Consider the following 16,891-nt stretch of genomic DNA (forward strand, 5'->3'; position numbering starts at 1 on the left):
ACATAAATGGGAGTATTCATACTATTTAAATAAATGGGAGGAGAAAAATGTTGACCAGAGTAGAATTGTATAATCATAAACCGAAGCAATCTTCCCGGAAGGGTCTATTTTTTTTCATTATCGCCTGCATCATTCTATCAGCTAGTTTCTTTATTTTTCGCTATTACTACCAAAGTACGATAAAAATTGAAGCACCGAGTGAGGATTTGGGACAAAAGGTTGTGATCCATCTTCCAAATGGACAAAAGGTTTTTACGTATGACAATTTAATTTTCGAAAAAGATGGAAAGACCTACTATAAAGGGGAGAGGAATACAATTGATTTAACGGGAGGAACCGTTGCCTATGAAAATTGGGAATAAGAAAAGCGCTAGCGCCCTGGTCAGCCGCTAGGGCGCTGGAGCTGGATATTTCTCAAAGTTATTTTTCGCTATTTAAACCAGCCTTTTTTGGTAAACCATACTGTCATCCCTACTGCGATGAGAAACATTAGGATCAGTGACCCGAAATAACCATATTTCCATGTCAGTTCCGGCATATGTGTAAAGTTCATCCCATACACACCGACGATGAAGGTTAGCGGCATAAAGATGGTCGTAATCACGGTTAAGACCTTCATCACATGGTTGGTTTCATTCGCATTGATGGAAATATAGCTATCACGTATATCGGTGGTAAGCTCCCGGCTGGCTTCAATCATCTCGGTTAATTTAAGCAAATGATCGTAAATATCAGAGAAATAAGCAATTTTCCCCTCGATACTCGTTAATCGCTTTGAATTAAGAATCCTGTACAACAAATCCCTCATCGGTGAAATCGTGTGCCTTAATGATAAAAGGTCATGCCGTGCATCAAATAAATCCTTCAGCAATGCCTCCGTTGATCTTCCTTTGGAATTCTCATCAATTTCGTTTAAGGTATCATCAATTTGATTCACTAAAGGAAAATAATTATCGACCATATTATCAAGAACATGGTAAAAAACATGGGAGGGATCCCATTGCTTCACATTTGTCGATTGACTAAGACGTTTCCAAACCTCATCAATTTCAGTTGATGATTTATGATGAAAGGTAACGACAAAGTTTTTGCTAAGAAAGAAATCAACTTCCTCTCTTGCAATTGTTTGTTGGTTCAATGCTTGGATCACAAAAAAAGCATATTCCTCATAATAATCTAGTTTTGGTCGTTGTAAATGATGTATACAATCTTCAATGGCTAACGGATGGAAGGAAAGAGGGGACCTGAGGAATTCAATTTCCTCTTTGCTCGGCTCGTGAAAATCAATCCAGTACCACTCATAACCACCCTTCACAAGGGTTGGGATTTCCAGGTCTTTGACTACCTCATGATTCTTATTAACTGCAATTGTCCTTATCATAAGATCTCCTTATCGACTTTTTCCTACATCCACTATAAAGGATTGAATGAAAAAAATCAGCTAGTTACAGCAAAGATAAGGGATTAGAATAAAATACCAATCAACGTGGGAAGTTATGAAGAAAGGTCTGCGATGAGAGGTAGGAAAATGCAATCTAACAATGATCAAATCATAAAAGAGAATATAAGGAATAAAATGCAGCCGGCAGTGGATGTAGTCTTTAAAGAATTTCATACAGAAGAAAAATATATGGAAGCTTTGTATATTAAAACGATTAGCGATGAAACGATTATCTATGATAAATTGCTCAAACCTTTTTTTGAAACTAATAGTCATGAAGAATTTTCAGCCTATCTTCGATCGAACCCGCAAGTAAAACCGTTTGAGAGCGAACAGAAAACGCTTGATGAGTTAATAAAAGGTGTGGCAGTTATATTTTATAAGAATTCCATTCTTTTATTAGATAGTAAAGTGGATCGAAATAACTCGGTCTTAGCTACAACGGTCGAGACGACGATACAAGGCCCGCAATCAGGGTTTAGTGAAAGTTTGGGGACAAATCTGGGGCTTATTCGCAAGCGTTATCCGGAAACTACACTAAATGTGGAATCAACAATAGTTGGGACAATTTCAAAAACTGATGTGATGATTCTTCATGATTCAAAGCGTGCTGACCCCGATACGTTAAATCGAATAAAACAGTTTTTAGCTTCTATTGATGTTCACATGTTTCAAACAGGCGAGCAGTTGCTCGATATTATTAAAAAAAGTAACAGGGCGCTCGTACCCGTGATGCTTGTAACCGAAAGACCTGACAGGGTTGCGGTGAATTTAGCGGCTGGGAAAATCATTATCTTAGTTTCGGGTACACCTTTTGCTGTTGTTTTACCAACGGTTATGAAGGATTTCATGTCTTCAATGGAAGATATATATCAGACATACTGGGTAGCAAAATTCCTACAAATACTGAGGTATATTGGTTTTCTGACTAGCCTGGTTCTACCAGGTCTTTATGTTGCAATCACTAGTTATAATCCCGAACTGTTTAGGGTTCAACTAGCATTAAGTATTGCCGGCAGTCGGGCAGGTGTACCATACCCTTCATTCATTGAGGTGTTGTTGATGTTATTTATGATGGAAATGCTGACCGAGGCAAGTATCCGTCTGCCGAAGGCGATTGGGCCGACTGCCACTACCGTAGGTGGTCTGATTTTGGGACAGGCAGCGACAGAAGCCGGCCTTGTCAGTAATATTATGATTATCATTGTCTCATCTGTTGCCATTTCAAATTTTGTCGTACCGATTAATGCCTTCAGCTTTACCTTAAGAATCATGAAATACTTTGTTTTAGCAATGGGAACAATATTTGGTTTAGTCGGTGTTGTCATCGGATTCTTCATGCTGGTTGCCTATATGGTAAAACTGGACAGCTTTGGTGAGCCATACCTAACCCTAGTCCAAAGTAAACCTGGTAAAGAATAGAAAAGAGTAGAGGAGGGGAGGATGTTGAACCGATATTTCTTATATTTAGTGTTATTGAACATGCTTATTAATGTCATTATCTTTGTTCCCAAAATATTAATCAAACATCGTTACGAAGGCGCGGTAATGGGTGTGCTAATCGCCATACCGATTGGTGTTGCCTTAAATTATTTATATAGTATTGCGATTAATAAGTTCCCTGAACAAGGCCTTCCTGAAATTTTAGCAAACTCCAAGAATCGATGGTTTAAAATACTCCACTTTGGCAGTATTCAATTCATTTGGTTTTCTGCTGGTCTGATTACGCTCGTTGGATTTATTGATATATTAACGAGGTATATTAATCCGGAAATGCCGAAGTTACTGTTACTGGTTATTTATTTGGCGGCGGTTTTTTTAATTATCCAGCTCCCTACAGAAAGAGTTATGTATTTTTTGGAAATTGTTTTATTCCTTAATACTCCGTTAATTGGTTTTATTATTTTTAAAGCGTTTACAAATGATTACCTTATCTGGGATTCGATTTTGGAGGTCGGTACCTATATTTTCGAAAGGCCAAGTTTAAAATCCATCGCTGCAGCTACCTATTGTTTTTCTGGTTATGCCAACCTCATTATTTTTAATCGCGTGATCAAGGGGAAATTAAAAATATGGAATTTTATTTCCATCTTCATTTTGGGCGGATTTAATTTATTTACTACATTCTTCATTCCAATTGGGTTTCACGGGTCAGATGGGGCTCAAGAATACCTTTATCCATGGATTTCAACCGCAGATTCACTCAGACTAGTTTATAGTCCGATTGAACGCGTCATATTCTTATTTATCATGTTTTATATGAGTATTTCACTAATGAGCATTGCAGTCCATTGGCATGTTGCCTATGAATTAATTAAAGGAACTTTTAAGGGGAAAATAACGAAAAAAAAGAATTGGATGATCCTAGCTATCATTACGTGTTGTTCGGTTGTCGGGGTCATTTATTTAAATACCGTTCTATTAAACAAAATAACTGTTTATTGGATGATTTTTCGTCTAGGTTTTGAAATTGTTATTGTCGTGGTATTTTTCATTTGGGCTAGGAGGCGGACAGCATGAAACTTTTAAGTAAATGGAGTTTTCTTGTACTCGTGCTTCTTACACTAACATTGTTAAATGGCTGTGGCTTTAAAGACATTGATAAGCGCTTTTTTGTTGTCAGCATCGGTGTAGATGTTACAAAAAACAGTCCAAAAAAATATCTCGTCAGCCTTAAATTTGCCATTCCTAGTGAATCAAAGGGTACTAGTACGGATTCAATTATTGTGTCAGAAAAGGCAAATTCCATGTCTGAAGCAGTGAGAATCATTAAAACAAAAGTGGATAAAGAGATTGATTTCAGTCATGCAAAAGCCATTGTGTTTGGTGAGGAGGTTGTGAAGCAAAAGGGAAATGCTGGTATTAATTATTGGTTTACGAGAAGAAGGGACATTCAGGAAATTGCTTGGGTGGCCATTGGGAAACCTAGTGCGTTGGATGTATTAAAAGTTAAGCCAAAATCGGAGCGTATCCCTTCAAATGCTTTATTCCTAGCATTGGGGAAGGATGGATCAGAGACACCCTATGCTATTTCGGAGTTCCTTTTCGATTATAAGTATCGCTTAATTGAACGAGGAAAAGATCCGATGCTGCCGATCATTAAAGCGAAAAAGGAATTATTAGAAATTAATACAGTTGGTCTTTTTAATAAAAGCCAGATGAAGCTGACGCTTGAGCCAGAAGAGACAAAAATGCTTAATTTTTTGAGGAAACGCGAGGAAAAGAGTGCAAATAAAATAACCAAAGGCAAAACAACAGTTATCATTGATACACACAAAGTGAAAACAAAGTATAAAATTATTACTCCTAAGGGAAGTACTCCATATATTAAAGTAAATGTTTCGATGGAAGGCACATTGGAGGAAGCAACTCGGCGTGTGCCGAATACAAAATTATCGGTTTATGAAAAAGCGGCAGAGAAATCGTTAAACAAAGAGATTGAGGAATTACTGGTAAAGATTCAAAAAGCAAATCTGGATCCGATTGGATTCGGCCTCCGCTACCGTTCACGCCATTTTAATAAGGATGATTGGGAGCAGTGGCAAAGGATTTACCCTCAGATTAAATTTAAAGTCCAAACAAAAGTACAAATAGAAGATACCGGCTTAATTGAATAAGGATTGGAGTCATATGATAGAAGGTTTCAGCAGATTTAATACTTCAATCAATTTCTTCATTAAGAAAAGGCATTCCGTAAATTTGGAATGCCTTTCTTAACTGATTTTATATTATTGGTGCAGTTTCTTTATTTCGCATTGCCTGCGGAATATACACACAAAATGGTTCGCTTTCCAAATAGTCGCCGGTTACAGCATAGGTTCTCGAGCGCGAACCGCCGCAAATTTTATTATATTCGCAGACACCGCATTTGCCTTTATAGTGATCAGGCTGACGCAGTTCTTTAAAAACCTTGGATTCCCGATAAATTTCCGCAAGTGGTGTATCACGGATGTTCCCACCAACAATCGGCAGCAAGCCGCTTGGCATCACATCGCCAATATGAGATACGAAAGCAAACCCGTTTCCGTCGTTTACCCCTTTTGGCGCCCGTTTTAAGCCATCGTGCATCGATGCGAAATCGGTTGTAATCGTATCCTCGTAATGAATTTCACCTTTTTCAATTAAATGGTCGCGCTGTTTTTGCTGTAGTACCACTCGGCGATAATGCTGCGCAGCGGTTGTTTTGATGTCATATGGCGCTGTTTTGCTTAACTCATACAACCAGCGGAACACTTTCTCATGTTCAGCGGGTGTAATGCAGGCATCTAATTGGCCACGGCCTGTTGGCACCAGTAAAAAGATGTACCACATAACTGCACCCAGCTCAGCCACGAGCTTGGACATTTCCTCCAACGAGTCATAATTGTAGCGCGAAATAACCGTGTTGATTTGCAGCGGCATTTCCAGCTCATTTAAGTATTTAATTTTTTCAAGTGTTAAATGAAATGATCCAGGTGTTCCACGGAAATGATCGTGTATTTCCGGTGTTGGCCCGTCAAGGCTAAAGCCCCAGCGTGACAGACCGACATCCTTGGCACGTTGCATTTTCTCGATGGTTACATTAGAAGTGGCGCTAGGTGTCATCGACACACGCATCCCCTTTTTGATGGCATAATCCGCAAGCTCGAAAAGATCCTCTCTCATCATACAATCCCCGCCAGTGAAAACGAGCATTGGATTATCCATTTCATAGATTTGATCAATTAAATTGATCCCTTCCTCATGCGAAAGCTCACGGGGATCCGGTGTCAGCTGTGCATCTGCCCGGCAGTGCACGCACTTTAATTGGCAAGCTCTTGTTACCTCCCAAATCACTATGAAAGGATTTACATCATAATCAATTCCTTTACCCGCTCCATGTGGATGTCCTGCTGCCTGTGGATGTCCTTTACTAATTCCTCGCATCTTCATCACCAAATTCTTTATTATTTTTTAACCATATAAAAATTGTTACTATAGGTTCATTATAATTTTGTCAGAATGGCGTGCATGGATGTTTTGTTACAATATTTCTACATCCAATAAACTATTACAATTTTGTTACAAACAGATGAAATACAATTGCTAGAATGTGGAGGAATATCCATCAAAACCGTGAGAGGTAAAATGCTTTTCTATCTTTAGAAAGATTAGAAAATTATTTCTTTAAGAAATGTTCTTTAAGCATTATACTTAATAAGGCAATGTCTTATACCTGCATAAATGTCCTCATGATTTGCTAAATGCCCTTAACTTTTTTGGAGGTTCAAATGTTTAATTTTACTCTATATAAAGAGGTTTTCTTTCAATCCAGAATTCCACAACTAATTGGTACCACTGATTTTTCCACCATACAATATAATCCTGCTTTCTGTGAATTTCTTGGTTATTCTTTCGAGGAAATAACATCCTTGCCGTTGGAAGCGGTGTCACATCCTGAAGACATGCTCGTGGATGCACGTCTATTTGGTGAAATACTAAACGGAGAAAGGGATGAATATCAGCTTGAGAAAAGGTATATTCATAAGTTAGGTGAGATTAAAACAGGCATCCTAACTGTATCAAGAATAAGAGAAAAATCGACGGGTGAGCAATTTTTACTGGGACAAGTCCTTGATATCACCGAGAAAAAACATATGGAGGATGCACTAAAAAAGAGAGAGAAACAATTACAAAAGTCGGAAAAGCTGGCGGTTGTTGGTCAAATGGCGGCTGCAGTTGCCCATGAAATCCGTAATCCCTTAACACCAATAAAAGGATTCACGCAACTTTTACATTCAGAAAAAGAGCTAAACCCTGTCTATTTAAGGATTGTGATAGATGAACTATACAGGATAGAGACCATTATCTCCGAATTTTTATCCATGGCTAAGCCCCATGCAGAAAAAACAATGATGGTCCATGTTGAAAGCATAGTTAAACAAGTAATTCAACGGTTTCAGTCTGATCCTTTATTGATGAATAAACAATTACATATCGAGAGCGAGCAACCGATTCAAGGAATAATAGGGGATCCAAGTTCATTAAAACAGGTATTTATGAATGTGATCCAAAATGCTCTTGAGGCTATATCTAACAATGGACGAATCGATGTGAGCATTTTTACAGATGAAACGGGAGTAATTGTGAAGTTCACTGATAATGGATGTGGCATTCCAAAGGAAAGGCTGTCGAAGATTGGGGAACCCTTTTATTCGACAAAAGAAAAGGGAACAGGTCTTGGTTTAATGACATGCTTTCGCATCATTGAAAGTCATAATGGTAAAATCAATATTGAAAGTGTACAAGGGGAAGGAACTACTGTGACCATTTGGCTGCCCTATGAAACGACAGATTAACGGAATAAATTTAGTATGTCGGTTGTATAAACATATTTGTGAAAGGAGCAGCTATGTTTAAAAGAATCGTTAGTCTATGTATCCTATTAATTATTATTTCTGTTGGCTTTCTCCAAAAGGACGAGTTGCTTCACCTAGTCAATCAGGGCGGAACCTTATCCATCATCATCAGCATGATGCTAGTTGCCATTTGCGTGTTTTTTCCAATAATCCCCTTTCCCGTTTTAGCGGGGATTATTGGGGGAGTATTTGGAGCCACGCAGGGTGTATTTATTTCTTTAGCAGGTGCCATGGTTGGAACAATGGGATTTTTCCTATTAAGTAGATATGGTTTCCGAGATTTGGCTGAGGAGAAGCTAATTAAATACCCAAAAGTCCGGGAATATGAGGAATTTTTAAATCGAAATTCTTTTGCCGCGATTCTTACTTGTCGATTAATCCCGATTATTCCGGCACCGGTTGTTAATATTATTTGCGGTTTAAGCCGTGTCAAATGGCTGACTTTTTTCATTGCATCGACGTTAGGAAAAATCCCTAATATCCTTATTTTGTCCTACGCAGGTTCGATATTTAGTTCAAATAAACTGTATTCCTTCGGGATCTATGGCTGTTATCTGTTACTCATTTTCTTGATTTATTTTGTGATTATTTATCGAAGGAAAGCATAAAAATCTGTCGATTAAATAACTTTTTGGACATTCAAATCGTTCTGTTTTTCCACCATGATGATTTCCTTAAAAAAGCTTTTTAAGATGAGCCATTTGGCGGGATAGGTGTAAATAAAATCTTCAAGGGTTTGAAGTGAGTAATAAATAAAACAGTCAAACCCGCTTTTTTCCTTTTTTAAATCGTATAAAAGTGCGTGGGGAATAGTGTAATATTCATTTAACTGGTAGGGGTTAAGTTTTACGGTTTGAATATTTTGGTTGAATAGATAGTTTTTTATCGATTGTTCTTGAAGTGAAATGCTTTCTTCCTTCGTAAGTCCATTTATCCTGATGCGATCATTAATAAAATAAATTCCCTTCATTTTTAAACCACCCTCTCAAAACAATAATTGTTATTGTTATTGACAGAGTAGAGGATAAGTATACTCTAGTATCAAAAAAATTGCCCGGCTATTATGCCGGGCATTTTCCAATTCTATATTAAAAGGGGGCGGAGGATGGTGGTTCTTCGTGAACCTATTTATATAATAAAGGAAAAATATGAACAAACTATGAAGGAAAGTTTAATAGTTTGAGAAAGATGGCTATTTCGAACCGGGGATTGGTCTTTTTGGGGTTTCCATGATAAATGTCCATTGTTCCCGTTCCATTAACATGTTAACGTGATGAATATGATTTATATTTAATAGGAATTCTATTTCATGGTAGAGTCCTTACAGATATTGAAAGGGGAATTTTATCATGGCAGCAACACATACATTTTCAAAGCAAGAGGAAGTGGCTAATTCCATTACTCACGGAATCGGGGCAATACTGAGCATATCTGCCTTGGTAATTTTAATCGTTTTTTCCTCTTTATACGGAACGGCTTGGCATGTTGTGAGCTTTACGATATTTGGTGCAACGATGTTTATTCTTTATATGTCGTCCACATTGCTTCACAGTTTCCCAGAGGGGAAGGCGAAGGATGTTTTTGAAATCTTTGACCATTCGTCCATTTATTTTTTTATTGCCGGGACGTACACCCCGTTTTTACTAATTGTTATTAAAGGAACACTGGGCTGGTCACTATTTGGGATTGTATGGGGTCTTGCGATTGCCGGTACGGTATTTAAATGTTTTTTTGTGAAAAAATATCTTTTCACTTCAACGTTTCTATATGTCGTAATGGGCTGGTTAATTGTTTTTGCTTGGAAACCATTAGTAAATAATCTTTCCCCGGAAGGAATGTTTTATTTAGTTATAGGCGGTGCGTTTTATACACTTGGGGCTATTTTTTATGTTTGGCGCGGTTTTAAGTATCACCACGCCGTCTGGCATCTTTTCGTAATGGCCGGCAGTGTTGCCCACTTCTTTTGTATACTATTTTTTGTACTGCCGATAAAGTAAAATAAACAGTAATCGGCAATACATTGCTTTAATTCGGTGGAATTACCCGGTAAGGCCGCATCATTTCATAATCCTCATGTTCTAACATATGGCAATGCCAAACATATTGACCTGTGTAGGGGAAAAACGGAATGACGATGCTGGTAATATGACCTGGCGGGCATCTGACTGTATCCTTCCAGCCCCGCTCACCCAGTTCTGAACGGATCCCAGGCCCGGTGTATCTCACCTGCTTCGTTTTTTTATAATATTCCACATCGAAGGGTCGTCTTTCAAGAATTTGAAATTGAACAAGATGGATGTGAATGGGGTGGTCGTCACCATTCGTGTTGATAAAATTCCATATTTCTATTGAGCCGAGAAGCGGATCCTCTGTAATGGGGTCATCCCACATCATTTTGTCTAGCAGAAATAATGACCTTCCAAATCGATCTCTTTCCTCACTTAATTCCAGATATCTCTTCTTCTGGGCAGAATTTGCCTGCAGCCAGTTAATTTGACCCAAATTGGCTGGGATTGTGCTCGTATCGATGCTTGATAGCGGCTTCGTTACCCGAAACTCCATGACAATCCCGGTTGTTTCAGGGTTTACGGGATCACCAATCGGAAAGTGCGTCGGAGCATCATTTTTCAAAATGATTGATTTACCGTCCATATTTGAAAAATCAATGATGATATCCATGCGTTCTGCAGGTGCCAGCAACAGAGACCTTACGCCAATAGGTCGTTCTAGAAACCCCGAGTCTGTGCCAATTTGAAAAAATAATTGGCCCGTATCCATTGTTAGCCGAAAAAAGCGGGAATTTGAGGCATTTAATACGCGAAAGCGATATTTCCTCGGTTCAACCTCAAGAAAGGGCCATACCTTTCCATTAACCACAATCGTGTCACCAAAAAAAGAGGTAATTATTGATGGAATAATGCCGGAAGGATTGGTTTCAGGCTTTTTAGGATATGACAATGAGCCATCTTCATGAAATGTTCGATCTTGAATTAACAATGGAATTTCAAATGAACCACTGGGCAGATTTAATAAGCGTTCGTGATGGTCTCTAAGGAAATAAAATCCGGCAAGTCCGGCATAAATATTTAATCGTGTCAGCCCAATCGCATGATCATGGTACCAGAGTGCACGGGCGCTTTGCGGATTATTATACTCATAAATTTCTTTTTGAAAAAAAGGTCCTTTTACAGTAAATCCTTTCGTGAACCAGGCATCTGGATAACCATCACTCGCGGGCTCGGTTCTCCCGCCATGCAGATGGACTACAGTCCGAACATCTGGCTTCGCTATTTCTGCACCATGGACCGTATGGTCAATTGAGAATAGGTGTTTTTCAGGGAGCTCATTCTTCCATTTGACATAGACTCTTTCGCCTTCCTCCACCTCAATTGTCGGCCCTGGATACATCCCTTCATATCCCCAAATAGTCGTTTTGGGCAAATCACGATGGAGCGATTGTTTTGTTTCCTTCATGTTCACCTCATAATACGTATAGTTAGATGACTTCCACTTTGGCTGTAGGACGGGAGGAATCGGTAATGGATCTTTAAATTTTTCCAGTTTCATGTTAAGCGCCCCTTCAAGACATTATTACTAAATATGTATGAATGCAGCAATTGAAAAATTAATCATTCTAGGAATAGCTTACGTCCTAATATAAATAAGATAGGAATTCATGTGTCTGAAGTGGGGGAGAAGCGTGGAGGATTTTTATCAAATTTTAGATGTACTTGATCACCCAGGGGAAAAAGTTTTGGCGACCATCGTTCGTGTAAAGGGATCAGCCTATAAAAAAGAAGGTTCATCGATGCTGTTTTTCGAAAATGGTACACAAATAAGTATGTTGACGGCGGGATGCTTGGAAACGGATCTTGCTTTAAAGGTGAAGGAAGTTTTTGAAAAACAAGAGGCGACGATGTTTCAATACGATTTATTTGATGAGGACGATTTGAGTTGGGGCCAAGGTGCTGGCTGCAATGGAACCATCGATATATTAATTGAGCCGGTAACGGAAAAAGTAAATGAGGACTTTCTATTAGTAAAAACACTTCTAAGCCAACATAAACCTGTTATAGGGTTAAAAAAGCTAGATGATTTGGGTGAATATATTTTTATTGAGGAAGAAGGCGAACCGTTTGGGAACTGGTCGGGTCCAATTCCGGTCATTGAGTTTACATCGAGAAGCGGGGTCATGTCAGGGGCTCCCACCGTTTTTCAGCATACGTACCAGCCAAAGCCAAGGCTGATTGTATTTGGGGCAGGGCCGGATGCGATCCCGCTTGTTTCTTTAGCAGCAGATACAGGTTTTTCAGTGGTGGTCTGTGATTGGCGGGAAGCATTTTGTCAGAAAAGAAACTTCCCGGCAGCTGAGCAGCTGATGCTGGGTTTCCCTGCAAAACTGTTTAGACAAATCACTTTTTCACCCTATGATTTTGTTGTGGTGATGACGCATCATTTTCAGCGGGATCAAGAAATTTTAATGAAGATACGAAATAAGAATATAAGATACTTAGGCGTGTTAGGGCCAAGAGAAAGGACAAAAAGACTATTAAAAAGTGAAAATGTGCCGAATTGGATTCACTCGCCAATGGGTGCTGCGATTGGAGCTAAAGGGCCTGTTGAAATTGCTGTCAGTGTGGTTGCGGAAATGATAAAAGTGTGGAGAAAGCCGGTGCATGAACGGGTGGAGCTGTTATGGACTATTCCGGATTAGTTGGTATTTATCTCGCTGCGGGGAAGAGCAGCAGAATGGGCAGTCCAAAGGTAAACCTGCCGCTAGGGAATCGACGTTTGGGGAGTATCGCGTTAAGGGCAGCATTAAAATCTAAGCTGGATGTTACCATTGCTATCACACGAAAAGGAGAATCGCTGCAATGGTTAACTCCTTTTTCAAAAAGTGAGGATTTGAGAATTGTAGAATGTGTGGAAGCGGATAGGGGGCAGAGTGCATCGCTGAGAGCGGGGGCGAAGGTTGCTGCGGAAATGGGGGCAGCTGGAGTTGTCGTTTTGCTTGCTGATCAGCCTTTTGTGACAACGAAAATGATTAATCGATTAATTGATGAATTTCATGGTTCCGAGGAATTCATTTCTTTTTCGCATAATGGAGTGATGAAACCGCCTGTTCTTCTAGCAAGCAGTCTTTTTCCGAGAATAATGAAATTAGAAGGGGATCAGGGGGCTAGAAGTTTATTGCGTAGTGGCTGTTTGGGAAAGCAAATAAAATTGAATAAGGATGTTTATTTTTTTGATGTAGATACGAAAGAAGATTACCAGTTTCTATTAAAAAATGGACCATTCCTATAGATGGAGAGGGATGAATGTGGAGGTTATCGGGAAAAGTGTCATTCGCAAGGAAGCGCTTGATAAGGTGACAGGACGGGCGAAGTTTACCCATGACTATCATTCGGTTCCAATGCTTTCAGGGAAAATAGTCATCAGCCCCTATGGCCATGCGAAAATTGTCAGCATCGATACAACGGAGGCTTGGCTGGTTCCCGGTGTCAGAGCGATTCTAGTCGGTGAACGCTTCTTTCCGCTTACGGGTGAAGCGATACGTGACCGCCCGCCGCTTGCTGTTGATAAGGTTCGCTATCATGGTGAACCCGTTGCCCTTGTTGTAGCAGATACGGCAGTGCAAGCAAAGAAAGCAGCGGATCTTATAAAGGTACAATATGAATTGCTGCCGGTTGTTAACTCACCAACCCAGGCATTCCAAAAAGATGCGCCATTAGTACACGAGCACTTGGGTGAGTATAAAAAAGAAGCCGATTCTCAACCAGTGCCTGGCACTAATATCGCTACACATATTAAAATTCGTAAGGGTGATATGGAGAAGGGCTGGGCGTCAAGTGCAACGGTAGTAGAAGCGAGTTTTTCTTTTGCCCCTTCAGATCATGCGGCAATGGAAACACGATGTGCGACGGCGGAGATAAAGCCGGATGGGAATGTCATGATTATGACGTCCTCGCAGGCACCATTTATGGTTAAGAGGTTGATTTCCGATTATTTCGGTGTGGAACTCGGGAAAATTATCGTCACAACCCCGCTTGTTGGCGGTGCGTATGGCGGCAAAGCACCGGTACAGCTGGAAGTGCTTGCTTACCTGGCATCAAAAGCTGTCGGGGGAGAACCTGTAAAAATTTTGAATACGAGAGAAGAAGATATTATAACTTCCCCATGTCATATTGGTTTAGATGCAGTTGTAAAGTTGGGAGCTTCGCAAAATGGGAAAATCCAAGTGGCAGAAATCCGCTATCTGTGGGATGGCGGCGCTTATTCCGATAAGGGAATTGATGTCACAAGGTCAGGTGCGGTTGATTGTACAGGGCCCTATAATATAGAAAATGTTTGGTGTGATTCGTACTGTATGTACACAAATCATCCGTACGCAGCACCATTCAGGGGATTTAGTCATTCAGAGCTTTCTTTTGCGATTGAACGGACAATGGATTTACTCGCGCAAAAATTAACGATTGATCCGCTTGAACTCAGGTATATCAATGCGATTATGCCAGGCAATACAACACCGACAAGGGTTCTTTTAAACAAGAGTAATGTTGGAAACTTGAAGAAATGTATTGAAAAAGTTCGGGATCTGATTCATTGGGGTGAGGGGCCTGTAAAGGAAATAAATAATCGCTATATTCGAGTAAAAGGGGTCAGCTGCAGCTGGAAAACGTCGACGATTGACACTGACGCCCCTTCTGGCGTCATCTTGACTTTTAATCGGGATGGAACGATAAACTTAATGTCCGGGGTCATTGAAATTGGAACTGGCACCAAAACCATCCTTGCTCAGATTCTAGCAGAACGCTTGAAAATGGATGTGGATAACATTCACGTAAGGATGGTAGTGGATACCCAAACGACACCAGAGCATTGGAAGACAGTGGCAAGCAGAGGAACCTTCATGGGAGGAAGGGCTGTTTTACGGGCGGCGGAGGATGTCCTGAATCAGTTAAAAGAAATTGCGTCCTGTGTTTTAAGAGCGCCTAAGGAAGATCTGGAAGTGGCTAACAGCCGAGTTTTTTTAAGGGATGACCCATCTATTGGACTGCATTTTAAAGATATTGCAAGTGGCTATAAATATCCAAATGGTGAAACCATAGGCTGGCAAATTATCGGCAGGGGAAGTTATATTTTACGTCATCTTACCCATTTGAATCCCGAAACAGGGGCTGGGAAGCCCGGCCCGGAATGGACGGTTGCGGCATATGGGGTTGAAATTGAGTTTGACCGGCGGGATTACTCGTACCGGCTAATTAAAGCATGTACGGTGGTTGATATCGGCAAGGTGATGAATGAAAAAGCGGCTCTCGGTCAGGTCATGGGGGCGATGAGCATGGGTCTCGCATTCGCAGGAAGGGAAACGTTTTATTTTGATGAGCTTGGCCGTGTGATGAATCCACAGCTCCGGACATACCGGCCGCTGCGGTATGGGGAGAATCCGGAATACTTGGTCGGGTTCGTGGAAACCCCTCAGATTGATGGACCATACGGAGCACGCGGTGTGGGGGAACATGGCTTAATGGGGATGCCCGGAGCACTTGGGAATGCCTTGTCGACTGCAGCGGGTGTTTCGCTGCATCATTTGCCATTAATTCCTGAGTTAATTTGGAAGGCAAAGGAGGGGGCTCGGTAATGCTCCCATTTGATTTTGATTATTATCGGCCTGCAACGATACAGGAGGCAGTTGAATTATTTCAAAACTTAGAGCAAGAGGGGAAACAGCCGTTTATTTTTTCAGGTGGAACAGAATTAATTACACTTGGGAGAATTGATTTAGCTTATACCGAAGCAGTGATCGATATCAAAAATATTGCTGAATGCAGTGTCATGCAGGTTAGTGGGGATCATCTGTTTCTTGGCAGTACGCTTTCGCTTACAAAAATTGAAGAAGCAAATCTTTTCCCTTTGTTAACAAAAACAGCAAGCGAAGTTGCCGACCATACAGCTCGCGTGAAAATTACCTTGGGAGGAAATATTTGTGCCCGAATTTTTTACCGGGAAACCGTTTTGCCTTTTTTACTTGCAGATAGCCAAGTATTACTGATTGGCCCAAATGGTCAAAAAATCGTTCCGATCAATGAAATTTTAAACGGCCAGATCGCATTAGAAAAAGGTGAGTTTTTAGTTCAAATCGCCACTGAAAACCGGTTTATCCAGGCGCCGTTTTTCAGTGTCAAACGCCGCCAGCAGTGGGATACAGGGTACCCATTGATTACCATTGCCGCTTTAAAAATAGATCAACAGATTCGTGTGGGTATTAGCGGGCTGTGCCCCTTTCCGTTTCGCTCAAGGGAGGTTGAATTGGCTTTAAATAATAGAGGGCAATCGGCTGAAATGAGGGTGGAGGGAGCTCTATCTGTTTTACCGCAGCCAATTTTAGATGATGTTGAGGGATCAAGTGAATACCGTTTGTTTGTTTTACGGAATTTGTTCTTCGATTTACTGGCAGCTCTAGATAGAGTGTAAGGTTTCGAATTTTGTCTGAAGAAAGGGGAGGGGAATGTGAAATCCCACACCATTACCTTAAATATAAATGGAGAAACCCGGATGGTTACGGTTAGATCAGCCGATACTCTTTTATTTGCGCTTAGAGAGAACCTTGGCCTGGCAGGGGCAAAGCCAGGGTGCTTAAACGGTGACTGCGGGGCATGCACAGTGAATGTCGATGGCTGGCCGATGAAATCTTGTTTGATACTGGGCGTAGAAGCGGTCGGCAAAAAGGTGACAACGATTGAGGGACTGGTTGAAACACCTATTCAACAAGCATTTATTGAGAACTTTGCCTTTCAATGTGGTTATTGTACTCCAGGGTTCATTATGAACTGCCACTCGTTAATCGAAAAGCATCCGGACGCCGATGATGAAACGATTAAAGAATGGCTTGAATCCAACATTTGCCGCTGCACGAGCTATATTGAAATTGAGCAGGCGGTGAAATCGGTGTTAAAGGGGAAAGGTAAAACACCAAGTTAAAGACATTGGCGTTTTTCTTATGTCCAGCTCCAGCGCCCTAGCGGCTAATGTCCTTCGCTCTCCGCCCTACGATAAGTCAACATCGATTCGC

At 40.6% G+C, this 16,891-nt stretch carries 16 protein-coding genes; 12 read left to right on the plus strand and 4 right to left on the minus strand.

The features are described 5' to 3' along the window. Positions 1–47: 47 nt before the first annotated feature. Positions 48–362: a hypothetical protein gene (locus BABA_RS04810; protein ID WP_007084011.1), complete on the plus strand. Its 315-nt coding sequence runs from the start codon at positions 48–50 to the stop codon at positions 360–362. Between the two features lie 68 nt (positions 363–430). Here BABA_RS04810 and corA read toward each other — a convergent pair whose 3' ends face one another. Continuing rightward, on the minus strand, positions 431–1,381 hold the full coding sequence (gene corA / locus BABA_RS04815; RefSeq protein ID WP_007084012.1) for a magnesium/cobalt transporter CorA: 951 nt from the start codon (positions 1,379–1,381) through the stop codon (positions 431–433). Positions 1,382–1,528: 147 nt separating this feature from the next. Here corA and BABA_RS04820 point away from each other — a divergent pair, with 147 nt between their 5' ends. The 3 genes from BABA_RS04820 to BABA_RS04830 are packed head-to-tail and all read left to right on the plus strand — an operon-like array spanning position 1,529 to position 5,058. After that, positions 1,529–2,863 (plus strand): spore germination protein, encoded by a 1,335-nt coding sequence (locus BABA_RS04820; RefSeq protein WP_007084013.1) that lies wholly within the window; start codon positions 1,529–1,531, stop codon positions 2,861–2,863. Between the two features lie 21 nt (positions 2,864–2,884). Next, positions 2,885–3,961, plus strand: a complete 1,077-nt coding sequence (locus tag BABA_RS04825; protein ID WP_235749577.1) for a GerAB/ArcD/ProY family transporter — start codon at positions 2,885–2,887, stop codon at positions 3,959–3,961. After that, positions 3,958–5,058, plus strand: a complete 1,101-nt coding sequence (locus BABA_RS04830) for a Ger(x)C family spore germination protein (RefSeq protein WP_007084015.1) — start codon at positions 3,958–3,960, stop codon at positions 5,056–5,058. The genes BABA_RS04825 and BABA_RS04830 overlap by 4 nt, the downstream gene beginning before the upstream one ends. A gap of 106 nt (positions 5,059–5,164) precedes the next feature. On the opposite strand, the gene BABA_RS04835 is transcribed toward BABA_RS04830, so the two are convergent. Next, positions 5,165–6,346, minus strand: coding sequence for a TIGR04053 family radical SAM/SPASM domain-containing protein (locus tag BABA_RS04835; RefSeq protein ID WP_007084016.1), 1,182 nt, complete (start codon positions 6,344–6,346; stop codon positions 5,165–5,167). A 344-nt stretch (positions 6,347–6,690) separates the two neighbouring features. On the opposite strand from BABA_RS04835, the gene BABA_RS04840 reads away from it, so the two are divergent. Both BABA_RS04840 and BABA_RS04845 read left to right on the plus strand, forming a co-directional pair. Beyond that, a complete protein-coding gene (locus BABA_RS04840) occupies positions 6,691–7,758 on the plus strand; it encodes an ATP-binding protein (protein WP_007084017.1) in 1,068 nt (355 codons plus the stop codon). Between the two features lie 53 nt (positions 7,759–7,811). Further along, positions 7,812–8,426: a TVP38/TMEM64 family protein gene (locus BABA_RS04845; protein WP_007084018.1), complete on the plus strand. Its 615-nt coding sequence runs from the start codon at positions 7,812–7,814 to the stop codon at positions 8,424–8,426. Positions 8,427–8,437: 11 nt separating this feature from the next. On the opposite strand, the gene BABA_RS04850 is transcribed toward BABA_RS04845, so the two are convergent. Next, positions 8,438–8,788, minus strand: a complete 351-nt coding sequence (locus BABA_RS04850; protein WP_007084019.1) for a hypothetical protein — start codon at positions 8,786–8,788, stop codon at positions 8,438–8,440. Positions 8,789–9,167: 379 nt separating this feature from the next. On the opposite strand from BABA_RS04850, the gene trhA reads away from it, so the two are divergent. Beyond that, entirely contained in the window at positions 9,168–9,815 is a 648-nt protein-coding gene (trhA, locus tag BABA_RS04855) for a PAQR family membrane homeostasis protein TrhA (protein WP_007084020.1), read from the plus strand. A gap of 28 nt (positions 9,816–9,843) precedes the next feature. Here trhA and BABA_RS04860 read toward each other — a convergent pair whose 3' ends face one another. Then, entirely contained in the window at positions 9,844–11,385 is a 1,542-nt protein-coding gene (locus tag BABA_RS04860; RefSeq protein ID WP_007084021.1) for a multicopper oxidase family protein, read from the minus strand. Between the two features lie 133 nt (positions 11,386–11,518). On the opposite strand from BABA_RS04860, the gene BABA_RS04865 reads away from it, so the two are divergent. From BABA_RS04865 to BABA_RS04885, 5 genes are read left to right on the plus strand one after another with little or no spacing between them, the layout of a single operon-like run. Then, positions 11,519–12,532, plus strand: a complete 1,014-nt coding sequence (locus BABA_RS04865; protein ID WP_007084022.1) for an XdhC family protein — start codon at positions 11,519–11,521, stop codon at positions 12,530–12,532. After that, positions 12,514–13,122 (plus strand): nucleotidyltransferase family protein, encoded by a 609-nt coding sequence (locus BABA_RS04870; protein WP_007084023.1) that lies wholly within the window; start codon positions 12,514–12,516, stop codon positions 13,120–13,122. Before BABA_RS04865 ends, BABA_RS04870 begins: the two co-directional genes overlap by 19 nt. A gap of 10 nt (positions 13,123–13,132) precedes the next feature. Continuing rightward, complete coding sequence (locus BABA_RS04875; protein ID WP_040345195.1) at positions 13,133–15,460, plus strand: xanthine dehydrogenase family protein molybdopterin-binding subunit; 2,328 nt, start codon at positions 13,133–13,135, stop codon at positions 15,458–15,460. Further along, the gene (locus tag BABA_RS04880; protein ID WP_007084025.1) at positions 15,460–16,293 is read left to right on the plus strand and encodes an FAD binding domain-containing protein; all 834 of its coding nucleotides are present in this window, start codon (positions 15,460–15,462) and stop codon (positions 16,291–16,293) included. Before BABA_RS04875 ends, BABA_RS04880 begins: the two co-directional genes overlap by 1 nt. Positions 16,294–16,329: 36 nt before the next feature. Further along, the gene (locus BABA_RS04885) at positions 16,330–16,800 is read left to right on the plus strand and encodes a (2Fe-2S)-binding protein (protein WP_007084026.1); all 471 of its coding nucleotides are present in this window, start codon (positions 16,330–16,332) and stop codon (positions 16,798–16,800) included. Positions 16,801–16,891: the final 91 nt, after the last annotated feature.

The sequence above is a fragment of the Neobacillus bataviensis LMG 21833 genome (assembly GCF_000307875.1).
Taxonomy (GTDB): Bacteria; Bacillota; Bacilli; order Bacillales; family Cytobacillaceae; genus Neobacillus; species Neobacillus bataviensis.

Coding starts and splice junctions, on each gene's coding strand:
- BABA_RS04810 (WP_007084011.1), top strand. CDS start 48: ATGTTGACCAGAGTAGAATTGTATAATCATAAACCGAAGCAATCTTCC.
- BABA_RS04860 (WP_007084021.1), bottom strand. CDS start 11,385: ATGAAACTGGAAAAATTTAAAGATCCATTACCGATTCCTCCCGTCCTA.
- BABA_RS04825 (WP_235749577.1), top strand. CDS start 2,885: ATGTTGAACCGATATTTCTTATATTTAGTGTTATTGAACATGCTTATT.
- BABA_RS04830 (WP_007084015.1), top strand. CDS start 3,958: ATGAAACTTTTAAGTAAATGGAGTTTTCTTGTACTCGTGCTTCTTACA.
- BABA_RS04875 (WP_040345195.1), top strand. CDS start 13,133: ATGAATGTGGAGGTTATCGGGAAAAGTGTCATTCGCAAGGAAGCGCTT.
- BABA_RS04870 (WP_007084023.1), top strand. CDS start 12,514: ATGGACTATTCCGGATTAGTTGGTATTTATCTCGCTGCGGGGAAGAGC.
- BABA_RS04840 (WP_007084017.1), top strand. CDS start 6,691: ATGTTTAATTTTACTCTATATAAAGAGGTTTTCTTTCAATCCAGAATT.
- BABA_RS04820 (WP_007084013.1), top strand. CDS start 1,529: ATGCAATCTAACAATGATCAAATCATAAAAGAGAATATAAGGAATAAA.
- corA (WP_007084012.1), bottom strand. CDS start 1,381: ATGATAAGGACAATTGCAGTTAATAAGAATCATGAGGTAGTCAAAGAC.
- BABA_RS04845 (WP_007084018.1), top strand. CDS start 7,812: ATGTTTAAAAGAATCGTTAGTCTATGTATCCTATTAATTATTATTTCT.
- trhA (WP_007084020.1), top strand. CDS start 9,168: ATGGCAGCAACACATACATTTTCAAAGCAAGAGGAAGTGGCTAATTCC.
- BABA_RS04880 (WP_007084025.1), top strand. CDS start 15,460: ATGCTCCCATTTGATTTTGATTATTATCGGCCTGCAACGATACAGGAG.
- BABA_RS04835 (WP_007084016.1), bottom strand. CDS start 6,346: ATGCGAGGAATTAGTAAAGGACATCCACAGGCAGCAGGACATCCACAT.
- BABA_RS04850 (WP_007084019.1), bottom strand. CDS start 8,788: ATGAAGGGAATTTATTTTATTAATGATCGCATCAGGATAAATGGACTT.